Annotated in this window: 15 protein-coding genes; 5 read left to right on the top strand and 10 right to left on the bottom strand. The window is 55.4% G+C overall.

Annotation, left to right across the window (positions count from 1 at the left end):
- Window positions 1-2: 2 nt before the first annotated feature.
- The 3 genes from modC to modA are packed head-to-tail and all read right to left on the bottom strand — an operon-like array spanning window position 3 to window position 2,535.
- Complete coding sequence (gene modC, locus Q354_RS0120050; protein ID WP_027859166.1) at window positions 3-1,085, bottom strand: molybdenum ABC transporter ATP-binding protein ModC; 1,083 nt, start codon at window positions 1,083-1,085, stop codon at window positions 3-5.
- A complete protein-coding gene (modB, locus tag Q354_RS0120045; RefSeq protein ID WP_027859165.1) occupies window positions 1,085-1,771 on the bottom strand; it encodes a molybdate ABC transporter permease subunit in 687 nt (228 codons plus the stop codon). Before modB ends, modC begins: the two co-directional genes overlap by 1 nt.
- Window positions 1,771-2,535, bottom strand: coding sequence for a molybdate ABC transporter substrate-binding protein (gene modA, locus Q354_RS0120040; RefSeq protein WP_027859164.1), 765 nt, complete (start codon window positions 2,533-2,535; stop codon window positions 1,771-1,773). The genes modB and modA overlap by 1 nt, the downstream gene beginning before the upstream one ends.
- Window positions 2,536-2,639: 104 nt before the next feature.
- On the opposite strand from modA, the gene Q354_RS26625 reads away from it, so the two are divergent.
- Genes Q354_RS26625 through Q354_RS0120025 form a run of 3 tightly spaced genes read left to right on the top strand, consistent with a single transcriptional unit; the run spans window position 2,640 to window position 8,381 of the window.
- Window positions 2,640-3,455 carry a TOBE domain-containing protein gene (locus Q354_RS26625; protein WP_169828917.1) on the top strand — a complete coding sequence of 272 codons (816 nt, stop codon included), beginning with the start codon at window positions 2,640-2,642 and terminating at the stop codon, window positions 3,453-3,455.
- Between the two features lie 28 nt (window positions 3,456-3,483).
- The gene (sbcD, locus tag Q354_RS0120030; protein ID WP_027859163.1) at window positions 3,484-4,710 is read left to right on the top strand and encodes an exonuclease subunit SbcD; all 1,227 of its coding nucleotides are present in this window, start codon (window positions 3,484-3,486) and stop codon (window positions 4,708-4,710) included.
- On the top strand, window positions 4,707-8,381 hold the full coding sequence (locus tag Q354_RS0120025) for an AAA family ATPase (protein ID WP_027859162.1): 3,675 nt from the start codon (window positions 4,707-4,709) through the stop codon (window positions 8,379-8,381). Before sbcD ends, Q354_RS0120025 begins: the two co-directional genes overlap by 4 nt.
- A 91-nt stretch (window positions 8,382-8,472) precedes the next feature.
- On the opposite strand, the gene Q354_RS0120020 is transcribed toward Q354_RS0120025, so the two are convergent.
- The 3 genes from Q354_RS0120020 to Q354_RS0120010 form a co-directional block, all read right to left on the bottom strand.
- Window positions 8,473-9,480, bottom strand: coding sequence for a GGDEF domain-containing protein (locus Q354_RS0120020; RefSeq protein WP_027859161.1), 1,008 nt, complete (start codon window positions 9,478-9,480; stop codon window positions 8,473-8,475).
- A gap of 505 nt (window positions 9,481-9,985) precedes the next feature.
- A complete protein-coding gene (locus Q354_RS0120015; protein WP_027859160.1) occupies window positions 9,986-10,594 on the bottom strand; it encodes a YigZ family protein in 609 nt (202 codons plus the stop codon).
- 1 nt (window position 10,595) lies between these two features.
- Window positions 10,596-11,732 (bottom strand): cation diffusion facilitator family transporter, encoded by a 1,137-nt coding sequence (locus Q354_RS0120010; RefSeq protein ID WP_027859159.1) that lies wholly within the window; start codon window positions 11,730-11,732, stop codon window positions 10,596-10,598.
- 376 nt (window positions 11,733-12,108) lie between these two features.
- On the opposite strand from Q354_RS0120010, the gene Q354_RS0120005 reads away from it, so the two are divergent.
- The gene (locus Q354_RS0120005; protein WP_027859158.1) at window positions 12,109-12,981 is read left to right on the top strand and encodes a bile acid:sodium symporter family protein; all 873 of its coding nucleotides are present in this window, start codon (window positions 12,109-12,111) and stop codon (window positions 12,979-12,981) included.
- A gap of 14 nt (window positions 12,982-12,995) precedes the next feature.
- On the opposite strand, the gene queE is transcribed toward Q354_RS0120005, so the two are convergent.
- Entirely contained in the window at window positions 12,996-13,625 is a 630-nt protein-coding gene (gene queE / locus Q354_RS0120000; protein WP_027859157.1) for a 7-carboxy-7-deazaguanine synthase, read from the bottom strand.
- A 232-nt stretch (window positions 13,626-13,857) separates the two neighbouring features.
- On the opposite strand from queE, the gene Q354_RS0119995 reads away from it, so the two are divergent.
- A complete protein-coding gene (locus Q354_RS0119995; RefSeq protein ID WP_027859156.1) occupies window positions 13,858-14,367 on the top strand; it encodes a DUF3087 family protein in 510 nt (169 codons plus the stop codon).
- Window positions 14,368-14,448: 81 nt separating this feature from the next.
- Here Q354_RS0119995 and rdgC read toward each other — a convergent pair whose 3' ends face one another.
- From rdgC to Q354_RS0119980, 3 genes are all read right to left on the bottom strand, one after another.
- Window positions 14,449-15,360, bottom strand: coding sequence for a recombination-associated protein RdgC (gene rdgC / locus Q354_RS0119990; RefSeq protein WP_027859155.1), 912 nt, complete (start codon window positions 15,358-15,360; stop codon window positions 14,449-14,451).
- 164 nt (window positions 15,361-15,524) lie between these two features.
- Window positions 15,525-15,992, bottom strand: a complete 468-nt coding sequence (locus Q354_RS0119985) for a thioredoxin fold domain-containing protein (RefSeq protein WP_169828916.1) — start codon at window positions 15,990-15,992, stop codon at window positions 15,525-15,527.
- A 55-nt stretch (window positions 15,993-16,047) separates the two neighbouring features.
- Entirely contained in the window at window positions 16,048-16,590 is a 543-nt protein-coding gene (locus tag Q354_RS0119980) for an adenine phosphoribosyltransferase (protein ID WP_027859153.1), read from the bottom strand.
- Window positions 16,591-16,741 lie beyond the last annotated feature (151 nt).

Raw genomic sequence — 16,741 nt, 5'->3', positions numbered from 1 at the left:
GGTTACAGTGACGCCCAGTCATTGCGGGTAACGCTGACACTCTTAATCTGGGCGAAGATCTCTTCGCCCGGTTTCAGTTGCAGATCCGCCGCCGCCCATTCCGATACATAGGCCCAGAGTTCGGCCTCGCCCAGTGTCAGCAAGACCTGTATTCGCGATGCTTCACGCTGCATCAGACGGATCTTCGCCGGCAGGATATTGCGGATGCTGGAGTCCTCAGGCCGGCTGCGCGCCAGCGATACCTCCCGGGCATAGATCCTCACCCTGACCGCAGCACCCGGCTGCGCATCAATCTTTGGTACCCACAGCTGTTCCCCGGACCCCAGTTGCAGGCAGCTCATGGGATAGTCTGCATGGTGGTGGCTGAGCTGGGTTGGCAACAGGCTGCTCTGTACATCCGGGCCGAACCAAGGCTGCAGTGCTGCCGACCCCCACAAGCGCTCTACCGGGCCGTTCAGTACCACCTCTCCTTTATCCATCAGCACCATATTATCAGCCAGGTGCAGGATCTCATCCAGGCTGTGACTGACATACAGAATCGGAATTCTGACCTCCTGTGCCAGCTTTTCCAGATAGGGTAGCAACTCTCTCTTGCGGGGCAGGTCGAGTGATGCCAGCGGCTCATCCAGCAGTAGCAGTTCAGGCTCTGACAGCAGGGCGCGACCAATCGCGACACGTTGTTTCTCGCCGCCGGAAAGACGTGCCGGGTAGCGCTCCAGCAACGTTTCGATGCCAAGTAGCTGGGTAATAGTTTCAAACAGGACAGCGTCGGAACGGTCTTTGCGGCCATAGTTGAGGTTGCCTCTGACGCTGTAATGAGGAAACAACCGGGCATCCTGGAAGACGTAACCGATCCGGCGTTTCTCTGGCGGCAGGCATAGCTTGTTAGCCGTATCGAGCAGTGGTTTGCCGTTCAGCTCGATCAGGCCAGACTGCGGCGTTTCCAATCCGCTGATCAGGTTGATCAGGGTGGTTTTGCCGGCGCCGGAGCGACCAAAAATGGCAGTGATCCCCTGATTCGGCATAACCAGCTTGGCGTCGAGGGAGAATGCACCCTGCTGGTGTTGCAGTTCGAGTTTTAGCACTATCCCTCCAGCGTCCGCCGGGCCCGGCGAGACAGCCACTCGGATACCAGCAGCGAGAGCAGGGCGATGATGATTGATATTACACAAAGCCGGGCGGCTGAAGCCTCAGCGCCGGGCGTCTCTATAAACGAATACATCGCCAGCGGAATGGTGCGGGTCTCGCCGGGAATGTTGGATACGAAGGTGATGGTTGCGCCAAACTCCCCCAGGCTGCGGGCAAATGCCAGCAATATCCCGGTGAAGATGCCCGGCAATGCCAGTGGCAGGGTGATAGTAAAAAAGACCCGCAGCGCTGAGGCCCCGAGTGTGCGGGCGGCGGCTTCCAGTTTGCTGTCGATCGCCTCAAATGCCAGTCTTATTGCCCGCACCATCAATGGAAAGGAGACCACCGCTGCCGCCAGGCTGGCTCCAAGCCAGTTAAAACTGAAACTGATACCAAAGTGATCATAGAGAAAGCTGCCGATCAGGCCCTGTTTGCCCATGGCGATCAGTAACAGGTAGCCGATAACGACAGGCGGCAGCACCAGAGGCAGGTGGATAATGCCATCCAGCAGGGCTCGCCCGGCAAACTGATAGCGGGCCAGTATCCAGGCGGTGAAAATACCAACCGGCAGACTGGCGAGTACGGCTACGCCCGATACCTTCAGGCTGAGTAAAAGGGCCTGCCACTCAAACGGCGTCAGCATCAGTGTGCATTCCTGAAACCGTAGCGATGGAAGATCCCCGCCGCTTCTTCCGAGCGCAGGTACTGGTAAAGTTTGTTGCCGGCATCTTCCCGTCCAGAACCTGTGATCAGTGCCATTGGGTATTCGATGGCTGGATGACTGCCGGCCGGAAACTCGGCCACTATCCGGACATTCGGGCTCACCATGGCGTCGGTCTTATAGACGATGCCCAGCGGCGTTTCGCCGCGCTCGACCAGCGCCAGCGCCGAGCGGACGTTCCGACTGCGGGTGATCAGTGTTGCTGCCTGTTGCCAGAGGCCGAGCGATTGCAGGGCCTGCTTTGCATAGATACCGGCCGGTACATGGTCCGGATCGGCCATGGCCAGGCGCTCGCCATCCAGCTGTTGCTTAAGCGGCCAGCCAGCGTCAAGGGAGATTGATTCTGTGTTGTAGTCGCGGCTGGCAATGATCACCAGGCGGTTATTCAGCAGGGTAGCGCGGTTCGATGGCTCGACCACTCCCTGTTGTTGCAGGTAATCCATCCATTTACGGTTCGCCGAGATGAAAACAGTGGCCGGCGCGCCCCGTGCAATCTGCCGGGCCAGGGCCGAAGAGGCTGCATATACCGGGGTCACCTCGATATCCTGCTGAGCCTCAAAGCGGCTGATGACCTCCTGCAGGGCATTGGTCATCGAAGCCGCTGCAAACAGGGTGATCCGCTCAGTTGCCGAAGCGGGCATTGCAGTGAACAGCATAAGCAGCAGAAAAGCCCGAAAGCGGTACATAGCAGTCTATCCATTGGAATCCAGGAATTCGTTATATACCAAGTTATATAGCGATGTACAATCTAAGCCTTGAGATTGATCCAATCAAAGATATGGGAGTTGATATGGAACTGGATTCCGCGCTAATTCTGCAGCGGGCGGGAAAGTTGTTCGCTGACCCCCGCCGTATAGCTCTGCTGGAACAGATCGGGGAGACAGGGTCGATCAGTAAAGGCGCTGCGGCTGCGGGAATGAGTTATAAGTCGGCATGGGATGCCGTGAATCAGTTCAACTCGCTGGCGGAAAAACCGGTGGTGGAACGCGTCGTGGGTGGCAAAGGCGGTGGCGGTGCCCGCTTAACACCCTTTGGCCTGAGGCTGGTGCAGATGTACCGATTGGTCGGGCAGGTACAGAATATTGCACTGACTGCCCTGCAGGACGAAACACTGCCGATGGATAATCTGCACAGTCTGATTGCCCGTATCTCCCTTCAGACCAGTGCCCGTAACCAGCTTAGTGGACAGGTCGCGGCCATCAGCTCGCGGGATCACAACGACCTGGTTGAGATCAGGTTATCAGGCGGCCAGAGCCTCTTCGCCTCTGTCACCCGTGGCAGCAGCCTGCGCTTGCAGTTACAGCCGGGGCGGGAAGTAGTCGCGATGATCAAAGCCTTCGCGGTGAGCCTGGGACCGGGGGGCAGTGACCGGCAGCAGCACAATCAGCTGGATGCCCGAATCGAGGCGGTTACACCGATGAGTCGCGAGACCGAGGTGAAACTGACCCTGTGCGGGGGGGAACCGTTCTATGCTCTGATTGCCAATGATAAGACTGACCTCAGCTGGATCAGTCCGGGCATCTCCTGCAAAGCCTTTATATCGCCGCGCCAGGTGCTGTTAGCAACCCTCGCCGACCCCGGCTCTGCTACAATGGCCGGCCTTTAAGTCTACCGCTGATAGAGACCCGCACTTCATGCGACTGCTGCACACCTCCGACTGGCATCTGGGCCAGAACTTTATGGGAAAGAGCCGCGCTAACGAGCACCAGGCTTTTCTGGACTGGCTCCTGGTGTTGATTGAATCGGAACGGATCGATGCACTGGTAATTGCCGGCGATATTTTCGACACCGGCACCCCCCCGAGCTATGCCCGTGAGATCTACAACCATTTTGTGGTGCAGATTCAGGCCAGCGGTTGTCAGCTGGTTATTCTGGGGGGGAACCATGACTCAGTGGCCACCCTGCATGAGTCGCGGACCCTGCTGGCCTGTCTGAATGTCACTGTTATAGGCGGTGCCCAGCCGGAGATCCGGGATCAGCTGGTGGTCATTCATGACCGCAGCGGCGAGCCGGCGGCGGTTCTGGCCGCAATACCCTATCTGCGCCCGCGCGATCTGGTCAGCAGCCAGGCGGGTGAATCCCCTGAGGCTAAACAGCAGGCGATGACACAGGCGATTGCGGATCACTATGCCGCGCTCTATACCGAGGCTGAAGCGCTGCGGGACAGCTTTAGCAGTCCTTTGCCGATCATCGCTACCGGGCATCTCACGACGGTTGGTTCAACCAGTTCGGAATCGGTACGGGAGATCTATATCGGCACGCTGGAAGCCTTTCCGGCATCGGCTTTTCCGCCTGTGGACTATCTGGCGCTGGGCCACCTGCATAAGGCGCAGAAAGTGGCGGGTGAAGAGCACCTGCGCTATTCCGGCTCACCGATACCGCTCAGCTTTGATGAGATCGGAAACGACAAGCAGGTGCTGCTGGCCGAATTCTCTGAGGGGGCTCTCCAGAGCGTTACACCGGTGGCTGTGCCCCATACCCAGCCGATGGCTCGCTGGAAAGGTAATCTGCAACAACTGGAAGCCCGCTTCCAGGAGCTGGAACCGTTGAGTCTCCGGGCAAAGCCCCTGTGGCTGGATATTGAGGTCCAGGAAGATGATTATCTCAGTGATTTGCATAACCGTCTGCAGGCACTGGCTGAAGAGCATGGTGTTGAGATTCTGCGATTGCGTCGCCAGCGTCAGCGTAATCGTCAGGGGCTGGAGCAGCAGTCCCGGGAAACCCTGAGTGAATTGAATATTGATGAGGTGTTTGAACGCCGCCTCAGCGCAGAAGCGCTGGAGAATGATCCTGCGGCGGCAGGCCTGAGAAATGCTTTTGCAGAGATCAGGGCGTCGCTGGATGAGGAGTTGAACGGATGAGAATTCTTAGCCTGCGGCTGAAAAATATCAACTCCCTGAAAGGTGAGTGGAAGATCGACTTCACCCGCGATGACTTCGTCAATAGCGGCCTGTTTGCGATTACCGGCCCCACCGGCGCGGGTAAAACTTCGCTGCTGGATGCGATCTGCCTGGCGCTTTATCACCAGACCCCCCGTTTACAGGTCAGTCAGAGCAGCAACGAACTGATGACCCGCCATACCGCAGAGTCACTGGCTGAAGTTGAATTTGAGGTTAAGGGGATCGAATACCGTGCTTTCTGGTCCCAGCGCCGCGCACGAGGTAAGGCTGAAGGTAATCTGCAGGCACCTCAGGTCGAGCTGGTGGATGCGGATGGCAAGGTTCTGAGCCGGAAAATCAGTGAGAAGCTGGCCCTGATTGAATCGATCACCGGACTGAATTTCGAGCGTTTTACCCGATCCATGCTGCTGGCTCAGGGCGGTTTTGCTGCGTTTCTGGAGGCCTCTGCCAATGATCGTGCTGAACTGCTGGAAGAACTGACCGGTACGGAGATCTATAGCGATATCTCCATGGCGGTGTTTGAACGTGCCCGCGATAAGGAGTCCGCCTTGCAACAGCAGCGTGCGCGTCTGGAGGGAATAGAGCTACTGCAACCTGAGGCGCAGACCCAGCTAGAGCAACGTCTGGCTGAGCTGCTGCCGCAGAATGAGGCACAGCGTGAACAGCGCAAGCGGCTGGAGCAGCTTCAGCAGTGGCATCTGAAACATCAGCAATTATCGCAACAGAAAGCGCAGGTCGAAGCAGAGCAGAACCAACTGCTGCTGCGTGAGGAGGAGAGTGCCGATGCGCTTAAGCGTCTGCAGCAGGCGCGCCCCGCGATGGTTCTGGAGCCGGACTGGCATATGCTGCAGGAACGCCAGCAACAGCACCAGCGTCTGAGTGCCGAGGCCAGCGCGCTGCAGCAGGACCAGGGACTGAAACGCGAAGCCCTGCAGGTTCTTGAAACCCAGTATCGAGAGGCCCAAAGCCGGGTCGGGCTGGCTGAACAGGCTCAGGCTGATTTCCGCCAGTTGCGCGAGCAGGTGCTGCCGCTGGATCGGGAACTTGAAAGGCTTTCGACAGAGCAACAACAGTTGCGTGCCGAAGTGGAGAGGCAACAACAAGCCGAGGCAGAGTACAGCAGGCAACGGAAGGCGCTGGAGGCGGAGCAGGCTGCAGCGGCTGCCCGGCAGTCTGAAATCGACGCCTGGCTGGCTCACAACAGCCGCTACGCAGAGCTGGAATCACGCTTGTCCGGCTGGCGGCCACAGTTTAGCCAGCGCCGTGAACTGGGCATTCAGCAGGCGGATCTGCGGGTCCGGCTGCAGCAACTGGAGTCCGAGCGACAGCAGTTGCAACGGGATCAGGTACAGCTACAGGGAGATCAACGGCAACTGAAAGCGCTATCGGATACGGCGAGCCAGAAGCTGCAGGAGACCGAACTGCAGCTGAAGACGCTGTTGAATGGTGATGATGAAGCGCTGCTAAGCCAGCGTTATCATCGCTGGGGTGAACTGCGTGGTACCCGAGACCGGTTGATCGCCCTGCAGCAGCGCTACTTTGCGTTGCTGAGCGAACAAGCGGACAGTGATAAGGCGCTGGCGCAGTTGCAGCAGGAAAAAAACCGTTGCGACAGCGGGCTGTTACAAACCCGGGAGCAGTGGAAGCGGGAAGATCAGACACTGAAAGACCTGAAACAGCTGATGCGGCAGGAGCAACTGATCGCGGATCTTTCGGTGCATCGCCAGCAGCTGCAACCTGACCAGCCCTGTCCGCTCTGTGGTGCCACAGAACATCCCGCCGTAGCGGCTTACCAGTCACTCGACAGTCAGGAGACCGGGCAGCGCCTGGAGGCCCAGGAGCTGCTGCTAAAACAGATTCAGGAGCGTGGCAGCCAGCTTCGAGCAGAGCAATCGGCGCTGGAGGCCCGTATTAATGGCAGTGTCGATCTAGCGCAAAAGCTGGCGCAGGAACTGCAGCAGATTCAGCAGCAGTGGCAGGCGGATATTGCGATACTGGAGGTAAACCTGTTGCCGGACCAGGTCGAGCCGTTGCAACACTGGCTGCAACAGCAGGAGGAACAGGGAGCCCTGCTGACGCAGCAGATGCAGCAACTGAACCAGCTCAAACAGCAACAACAAAAGCAGAGTGAAGAGAGGCAGCGTGCCGATCAGCAGCTGCAGGGTCAGCAGCATAAACTCGGCCTTATCGGCCAGCAGCAGCAACAGCTTGAGCAGCAGCATGGGCGGTTACTGCAGGACTTGTCGCAGGCGGATCAGGCGTTGGCAGATCTGACTGAAAACCTTAAAGCCGAAGTGCATGCCTCGGGATTGGACTGGCCTGAGATGGATGATCAGGTTGAGGCCTGGCTGCAGACCCTGGCGGCGGGTAGCCAGCGCTATCTCGCTCAGCAGCAGCAAAGGCAGGGCCTGGTCGAAATGCTGCAACAGCTTGATCAGCAGCAACTGCTTTCTCAGGAACAGGGCCGCCGTGCTGCAGAAGATCTGTCCGGGGTCCGGGCGCAACTGGCACAACGGGTCAGCTGCGCCGAACAAGTTGCTGAGCAACGCAAGGGACTGTTTGGCGATAGATCACTGGGCGTCGAGAGTGAAACTATCGATAGCCAGCTGCTGAACGCCCGGACCGGTTTCGAACAGCTGCAACAGCAACAACAGCTGCTGACTCAGCAGCTGCAGAGGCTGGAGGGGGAGTATGCGGTTAAACACCAGGCGCTACAGCAGGCCAGTGCCGAACTGGATCAATGTCGCGAACAATGGCAACAGAAACTGACTGAAAGCGGTCTGGAGTCAGTTGAGGCGTTTCTGTCCGTCAGGCTGGGCGCGGCAGACTTTGCTTCACTGCAGCAACTGGAGCAGGAGCTGTATAACAACCGCATGCAGCTTGATGCCCGTCTGAAGGATATTGCGGATCATCTGACTCAGCTAGAGGCTGGCCGAAGTGACGAGAAGACCTTCGATCAGGTAGTGCAGCATCTGACAGAGACTGACCAGCTGATTGAACACTGCACCATTGAGATAGCCGGAATCCGGCGCGATCTGGAGAAAGACCTGCAGCAGCGTCAGGCGCAACAGGCACTACTCGCTGAACTGGATAAGGCGATAGCGGACCTCGATGTCTGGCAACGTCTGAACAGCCTGATCGGGTCGAAGGACGGGCGCAAGTTCCGCCGCTTCGCCCAGGGGCTGACACTGGATCATCTAGTGGCGCTGGCAAACCGTCGCCTGGTGCAGCTACAGGGGCGCTATCAGCTGGCACGAAAGCAGGGCGAAGAGCTGGAGCTGGCAGTCATCGATACCTGGCAGGCCGATGTTTGCCGGGATATAAAGACATTGTCCGGCGGCGAAACCTTCCTTGCAAGTCTGGCGCTGGCGCTCGGGCTTTCCGATCTGGTCAGCCATAAAACCAGTATCGATTCGCTGTTTCTGGACGAAGGCTTCGGTACGCTGGACAGCGAAACTCTCGAAATGGCGCTGGATGCGCTGGACTCACTCAACGCTGCCGGTAAAACCGTGGGCGTAATTTCCCATGTGGAGGCATTGAAGGAGCGTATCGCTACCCAGATTCAGGTGAGCAAAATGAGTGGGCTTGGGATTAGCCGGCTGGATAAGCGCTTTGCCTTTAGTCCGGCCTGATATTGCAGTCGTTTCCTGACAATAAAAACGGAGGCCTGATGCCTCCGTTTTTATTGACTCTGACAGATGTCAGCACTGAGTGTTATGCGCTTTAATCTGCGATTACAACCTGATTCCTGCCGTTTTCCTTGGCTTGATACAGGGCCTTATCGGCCCGTTCGATCAGCTGGTCACGGCTTTCCTGTGGCTTGATTTCGGCGATACCGAAGGAAGCGGTGATAGAGCTGATAACATCGCCGGATTTCTTCTGCTTGATGCGGATTGCCTGAATTTTCTGGCGCAGGCTCTCGGCGACTTCTGCCGCTTCAGCTACAGTGGCCTTTTGCAGCAAAATAGCGAATTCTTCGCCGCCGAACCGCACCGGGAGGTTCGGCTCCGAACAGCTATCGCGGAGCAGCTTGCCGACGTACTGCAGCACTTTATCGCCCATAAGATGACCGTAGTCGTCATTAAAGCGCTTAAAGTGATCGATATCGACGATAACCAGGCTGAGTGGAACGGCGGCATCAAGCAATGGCGTGATTTCGCTGTCGAATACGCGGCGGTTAAACAGACCGGTGAGGGGGTCTATGCGGGCATCCTGACGGCTACGTTGCAGTTCCTGTTTAAGCTGCTGTATCTCTGCCTGCGCGTCATTGATCTTCTGCTGGAACTGCAGAGTCGAGCGTCCGATCTCAGCGGTCTTGCTGGCAAGGCTCCTTAGGACTGATTCCAGCGGCAGCTGGCCTTCACCCTGCAGTGCTTCGATGCCTTCCGCCAGGGCATCACCATAGTCGCGTGTATTCTCGGCGGTAACTTCAGTGTGTTTATGCAGGTCGTTGATAATACCGACCAGATTTGACTGAAACTTTTCAGTGTCATCAAACTCCTGCCGGATAAGGTGCTCTCGGAAAAGCTCCTCACTTAACCGGTTAGGACAGGTGCCGTAAGTCTTGAGCGTCTTATCAAGCTCAGAGTTCAGTTGTGGAATACGTTTGGATACGTAGGTATACCACAGGGCGTAGTTTAGCGGGTTTGGCGCGATATTGTGCTTCACCATCAGGGGGACGGCCTGGCGAAGATACTCGGCGGCTTGGCTATTATTCTCTGCGAAATTCATACTTCCTCTTCGCGTAACGCTTAAATTCCGGAATCCGTTCCCACGCATCGATCCCTATACGGCACTCAACCAAAGCTCTCTGGCTTTTCGGTTTTAAACAGTTGTTTTAATCTGGCGTCAGCATAGCAAATTCGCCCGGTGCGCGCAGCATATAACGCCGATAAGGACGAATGTCGTGAATGATCATTACATAAAGGCTATCACGCATCGATTGCCTGTGGTCTCCGTCAAACGACCTAAAAACAGTCGCCTTAATACCAGACTTAGTAGCATATCCTCTACCGTGGCGGCCTGTAATGATAGAGGTCAACTTCCCTGTCCGAATATAGATTATTGAGTAATCGATATTGCTTATCTGGTCGTGAACTGTTGGCTAAAAGGCGTTATTTGTATTGAACCGGTTGAGGGTAAGGTTGATCAGGTCCGGACGGCCGCTGTTTTCAGGCGGGTTATTCAGACGACACTGAAGCTGAATTCAAGATTTTTAGTATTGGCAGCTGATTAACTATTTATCAGTGATAAGCTGAAGTTCATTACCGTAGGGCGCGATTGCCTGCTGCAGATCATTTAGCCGTTCGCTGTCAATCTCCGCTTCGATCTTAAGCTGCTCACCCCATTGGCGATCCGCGACAGTAATCTCAAAGCGCGAGATCAGATGCTCAATGGTACCGGTCTGATTGAAGTCAGCCAGCAGGGTGATTGTATCCCGAGCGACCACCGGTTCCGTAGGCATGCTGGCGAGCGCTTCGTTCACGGCCTGACCATATGCCCGCACCAACCCGCCTGTGCCCAGTTTAACGCCGCCGAAATAGCGGGTTACAACGGCGGTAATCTCGCCGACGCCGCTATGCTCAAGCACCGTTAACATGGGGCGTCCGGCTGTACCTTTGGGTTCGCCGTCGTCGGAACAGGACCAGAAGCGGCCATCACCGGGAGCCGCCGTAATCCTTGCCCAGCAGTTGTGGTTCGCTCCGGGATGAAGCTGCCGGATACGGTCTATGAACTGGTCTGAGCTGAAATTGTCCGGAGTGTGGGCCACGTACGTTATAAAGCGACTGTTCTTAATCACGATTTCAGTTTCAAAGTCGCCGGCGGGACGAAGGTATTGGGACATATCAGGATTTGTTCCACACCTGAATCCTGCCGCACCAGGGGGCGGAGGCACTCAGGGACTGCTGTAGTTGTTGCTCCAGCTGCCGTGCTGTAATGCCAGGCAGGCTGGTGTAATAAAGCTCTATCTCAATTTTGTCACTGTAATGCAGGGTGAGCTGAGACCATTGCGTCAGTGTTGTATCGATTTGCGAGAGCCGGTCGCTGAGTATATCGGAAACTTCCGGCCGCATCGGCAGTGTTTTACAGTAGTTGTCCGATTCGTCGTTGTAAGTATCGATATGGAAGATGATATGCGCGATATCATCGAATTTCTGCAGGATATTACAGACCGCCGAGTCGCCAATATAATGGCCTTCAGAGGCGCTGATGCCGGGTTTAACCTGCAGGTGCATCTCGAGAATACCGCGGCCGGCCATCTTCCTGCTTTTGAAACTGTGAACGTCGAGTACCCCTTCGACGTCCATGATGACTTCTTTCAGCGCGGTGACCCGCTCGGCAGGCAGGGCGGTGTCGACCAGCTCCTTAATGCTGTCCCAGGTCAGTGACCAGCCGATTTTAGCGACCAACAGGGACACTGCCAGTGCGGCTACCGCATCAAGCCACCATATCCCCATCATGGCTCCTGCCACGCCTGCTAAGACCACAATAGAAGAAAGGGCATCGGTGCGGCTGTGCCATGCATTTGCGATCAGCAGGTCAGATTTAAGCTTCTCGCCGATCGCCCGGGTGTAGTGATAGATCCATTCCTTGGCACCGATCGAAATCGCAGCCGCCAGTAATGCGGGCCATTGTGGTGTCTGGGACGGCTCACCCTGAAACAGCTTGACCGCATTCTCATAGCCCATGGCACCGGCAATGGCGATTAGCACCGAGCCGAGAATAACGGTGCCGACCGTTTCAAAGCGGCCATGCCCCCAGGGATGCTCTTTATCAGCTTCCTTGCCCGAGATGCGGATGACGACCACTACCAGTAAGTCGGTCAGAAGGTCTGAGAGCGAGTGAATGCCATCGGCAATCAGCGCACTGGAGTGGGAAAGGGTTCCCACAACGACCTTAAGGGCGCCCAAAAAGGCATCTATAACAGCGCCTATCAGCGTGACTTTTTCCGCGGCTTTTTGCTCAGTGGCATTGCGTTCCATTCCGTCTCCCGGATTGATGCATATTACGCTCAGAGTTGGCTTCCTTAGCCGATTATAGTACCAGTTGCTTTCGCTACTGTTATCCTGACGCTGGTTTTTCCGTCAAAACGGGTGCAACCGCCATAAGTAAGTAGTTGAAATTAATAGGGCTTTAGCGGGTGGCTAAAAAATGATCAATTTAAGTGGGCGTAACGTTTCATAAGGGTTACAGCCTGTTTCATTTGTGTAACTCACAAGCTTATCCACAGAAGTTGTGGGTAGTCCTTTTCAGGCTGCGCCCCGTGCGATGTTGACTGAATGAAAGCGGTGTTGCGCTGCGGAAAGTTGCTATACACTGCCAGCCATATTCAATGGATCTGATTTCAGGAGGCCCAGGTTGTCCGGCGCACTTATCCCTCAGCTGGTTTTACCCGCTGCGTTATTCACGATTATGCTGGGTCTTGGGCTAACCCTGTCAATGGCGCAGTTTATTGAAGTCTTCAGACGGCCTCGCGGACTGCTGTTAGGGCTGTTCCTGCAGATCGCGCTGCTACCGCTGTTAGGCTGGCTGGTAATCGGGCTTTTTGGCCTCACTGCGCCGATCGCGCTGGGGCTGATTATCCTGACTCTTTCGCCCGGAGGGGCCACCTCTAACATTATTACTCTGCTGGCCAGAGGGGATACGGCGTTGTCCGTGTCTCTGACCGCGGTCAGTAGTTTGCTGACGCCTTTCACGCTGCCGCTGTTGGCCGCATTTTTCCTCAGTCAGCTAATGCCGGATATGCCAGCCGCGCAGTTTCCGGTTATTACAGTGATGGCTAAGCTACTGGTTATGAGCGTTTTGCCGGTGCTGTTGGGAATGTGGTTTGCCAGTCGGTTCCCCGCATCCGCTGCCGTGCTCAGGCACTGGGTAGGCCGAGCGGCGCTGCTGTTCATGGCCGTCGCTGTCGGCTTGATTGTCACAGTCAATCTTGAGCGCCTGCCGGGATTGCTTATCGAGTCGGGGCCGGCTGTGGTGTGTCTGATTCTGCTGGCTGCCGGTGTATCCCTGATGTTGTCACGCCAGTTTGGTCTTGATGACCGGCAGTGCTGGACGCTGGTGGTGGAAGTTGGCATTCAGAATGCTGCGACAGCGATATTTGTTACAGCGGTTGTGCTGCAGCGCGCTGATATGGCAGCGACAGCGCTGGTGTACGGAATCTTGATGAACCTGCCGGCGCTGCTACTCATTCTTTACCGCCGACGATTGGGGCAAAAAGAGATTGCCTGAGGGAAGGCGGGTATTTACTCGATGCCGATAATCTTATGCGTCTGCAGACTTAGCTTCCAGCGCGGATTTTCCAGGCAGTATTGTACTGTGGCCGAGGTGTTTTCCGATCTTGCCGGGCCATCCATCGGTTGCAGGTAGAAGTGTTCAAACTGCATCGATTCGAAACGGCTGGGCATTGCGTCGGTTTGAGGATAAACCAGCTTAAGCTCGTTGCCGCGCTCGATAATCACTTCCGCGCTGGCTTTGGGGCTCACACAGATCCAGTCAATTCCGTTCGGAAGTGGTTTGGTACCGTTGGTTTCAATGGCGATGACCATACCCAGCGCTTTGCAAGCGGCAATCAGCTCATCGTCCAGCTGTAGCGCAGGTTCTCCGCCGGTGAAAATCACATAGCAATCTTTCCTGTCCTGCGGCCATAGGGAGAGGATGGCCTGAGCCAGTTCGGCGGCGGTTTTAAATTTTCCGCCATTGCTGCCATCTGTACCGATAAAGTCGGTATCGCAGAAATCACATATCGCCTTTGCCCGATCCTGCTCCCGGCCAGACCAGAGGTTGCAGCCGGTAAAGCGACAGAAAATAGCCGGACGGCCGCTGTGGGCACCTTCACCCTGCAGGCTGTAAAACATCTCTTTGATGGAGTACATATAACTTACACTATCGCTTTAGGGTTAAAGCCCTGTCAGATAAGGATCCTAGTATCGATTTCAACTGTTTGAGCGGCAGAGGTGATATAGGCAGATATCGCTGGTCTGGGCAATTCGTAGACATTGTGCCGGTAGTAGTTGCAATTTACCGGTTCGATGTATGAAATGTGCGGCTAGTCTACACAGCGTCTGGCAGAGTTCAAGCGCAGGTTAATACTTTTCAGGATTAATGATGGAATTAAGAAATATAGATAAGACGCTGTACCGTAAACGTTACCGCCAGGTATCGATCATCTGCATGCTGGTGTTTGGTGTGCTGGGCGTAAGCAGTGCCACTTTACTGCGTCATTGGGTCGGTAATCCCGAAGGCGAAAATACCTGGATTAACCTGGCCGGAGTGTTGGCCGGTTTGCTTGTCAGCGGTGGTATTTTTGCACTCTTCCGTCATCGCCCTGAGCTGGAGGAGCTTATCTACGTCTGGAAGCTGAAGCGGGAAACACTGCGAATCCAGAACAAGATTCATAAATGGAAAGCGCTGCTGCAAGAGGGAAACCAGAGTGCGGCGGTCGTACTGGCGTTCCATTATCAGGCGACCCAGCGGGTGCAGTATCTGGAAGACAATGAATTCGGGGAAAGCGAGACGGTGAAACAGGGTGAAGCCCATCTGCGAGATTGTACTGAATTAGGGCTGGTGCCGGATCTGGCGGAGTACCGCAGTGATCTGCTGGAACTGGTAAAGTAGTACTCGGCGTTTAAGTAGCGTTGCAGTAAACAGCATGGCCTGAGGCTAAGCGGCCATGCTGTTGCGTTTTGTCAGCAGAGGCTATTCGTCAGTCAGACCGCCAAAGGCTTCCAGAATAACCGGAATCAGTCGGGTCAGCTCCAGGCCGATCATGGCGATGTCAGCATCAAACTGGGCCAGCTGATCTTCCTGGCTGTCCTGATCACGCTTTTCCTGCATCTGCTCGGTCATCTTGAGGCGTTTGATCGCCAGATCTTCCTGCAGCACGAAGCGCAGTTGTTCTTCCCACTCAACGGCAAGCTTAACAACCCGCTTGCCTGCTTCAAGATGGGCGGTAAACTCGTCGTCTGTCAGATCCTGGCCCTTGATCCGGATGACGCCACTTTCGACCAGGTTATCCCTCAGTTCGCACTCATCGAGAATCGTCAGGCCGTTAGGCATCCCCTGACCGCTCTCAAGCCAGCTGGTCATGACTGCAGATGGAGATTGTTTGACTTCCGGCAATGCCACCGGCAGTGAGCCGACAGAGCCGCGCAGGTGGGTCAGCAGCTCTTCTGCACGTTTGTGGCTGGAAGCGTCAACAATGATCCAGCCCTGTTGCGGAGCAATCAGTGCCATAGTGCGCTGAAAGCGGCTGAATGCTCTGGGCAGCAGGTCGATAATGACTTCATCCTTAATCTGATCGCGCTCCTTGCGATAGACCTTACGTGCCTGCTCATCTTCGATCAGTTCTACTTTTTCATCCACTATCTGTTTGACTACCGCAGGTGGAAGTATCTTTTCCTCCTTCTGGGCTGCCACAACATGAAATCCGTGAACGCTGTGACACAGCGTATCCTGCAGCTCTTTCGCAGGCGTAACCCAGCCATACCGGCTTAGTTCCTGACTGCCGCAGGGGGAGTAAGTATGCTCCTGGAGTGCTTCTTCAAGCTGGGTTTCATTGAATTCAAAAGGCCCGGTAAAACGGTAGAAGATAAAGTTTTTAAACCACATATAGCTACTCTGGGAAAATTGAAGTGGTGTGAACGGATGGGATTTTACCTGTTAACGCCGGAAAATGCCTTTCTGATACAAGGTATTCCGTGCGCTCAGGTGATATTTCAGTTCAGCTAGCTATCAGGGTATGGTGTTGATTGAGGGGCGGCGGCTAAGTCCGGCTATTGGTCGTGGAGTGCATTTCTGATGTTCCGCTCGACATAGAAGCCGTACATGTCACGGTTAGCAACCCCGACAACCGGTTTTGCAAGGCTGGACCCTTTATTGTCGAGTAGCAGAAGTGTTGGTGTGAAGGTTGCTTTATAACGCTGTGCAAACGCCCGGTTACTCAGCTGAATGCCCTTTGCATCGGTGACTGTTTGCTCTTGATCGATTTTGAGTTCCCTGATCCTCAGCTGCGTACCAAATATATCGCTGCGCAGAAGTGGCGTCAGTACCTCTTCGCGTACAAAGTCGCAATAAGGGCAGTCGGCTCTGGAAACGAGCAGCAGTGTCAGCTGGTTTTCGCTGTCTGTGCCGGGCTGGCTCCGCAGCTGCTTTAGCGGGGAGATCGGTGTATTAACTGCAGGGGCGGCTATTGCCGGCAAGGGGCTCAGGGCTGCGGCGACTAATAGCAGGGCTCTTAGCATATCTGTCATATAAGGTTGAGAGAGACAGGCGCGCCAGGCGCCTGTCCTGCAGCAATTAATGACCTTCAAATGCCATCAGTGCATGCACGGGGATTCCCGCTTCCTGAATGCGTGCGGAGCCTTGCAGATCAGGTAGATCGATCAGGGTAGCGACTTCATGCACACTTGCGCCCAGTTTCTTGATCAGCGTAGCAGCCGCCAGAACGGTGCCTCCGGTGGCAATCAGGTCATCAAAGATCAGTACGCGATTACCTTCTGTAACGGCGTCAGTCTGCATCTCGACTGCCGAGGTACCGTATTCAAGGCTGTATTCCTGTTGCAATGTTTCGCCAGGCAGTTTGCCTTTCTTGCGAACCATTACCAGTGGCAGGTTCAGCTGGTGAGCCATAATGGCGCTGAGCAGAAAACCGCGTGCGTCGATGGCTGCAATATGAGTGATCTCTGAAGAGATATAGCGCTGGATGAGTGCGTCGGAGATCATTCTTAGCGCTTTAGGGTCCTTGAACAGTGGCGTTATATCACGGAACTGAACACCGGCTTCAGGCCAGTCAGGAATTGTACGAATGACCGACTTTACATAGCACTCGTCGTATGACATTTAAGGCTCCCGTTTGCCCATTGAGAACAGCTATTGATATGTCTCAATGTTTCTTAGGTACTTTAGGGGTTTAATGGACTTGTTGGGTTACACACTGAGATGGCTACTTCATTGTGCAACATTCGGGCACCTGTGCTGAGGCACAGGTGCC

Origin of the sequence: Marinobacterium jannaschii DSM 6295 (genome assembly GCF_000620085.1) — a bacterium.
In the GTDB taxonomy this organism is placed as follows: Bacteria; Pseudomonadota; Gammaproteobacteria; order Pseudomonadales; family Balneatricaceae; genus Pontibacterium; species Pontibacterium jannaschii.
Note: the sequence above shows the minus strand (reverse complement) of the source record. Positions and strands in the feature narration are given on the sequence as shown.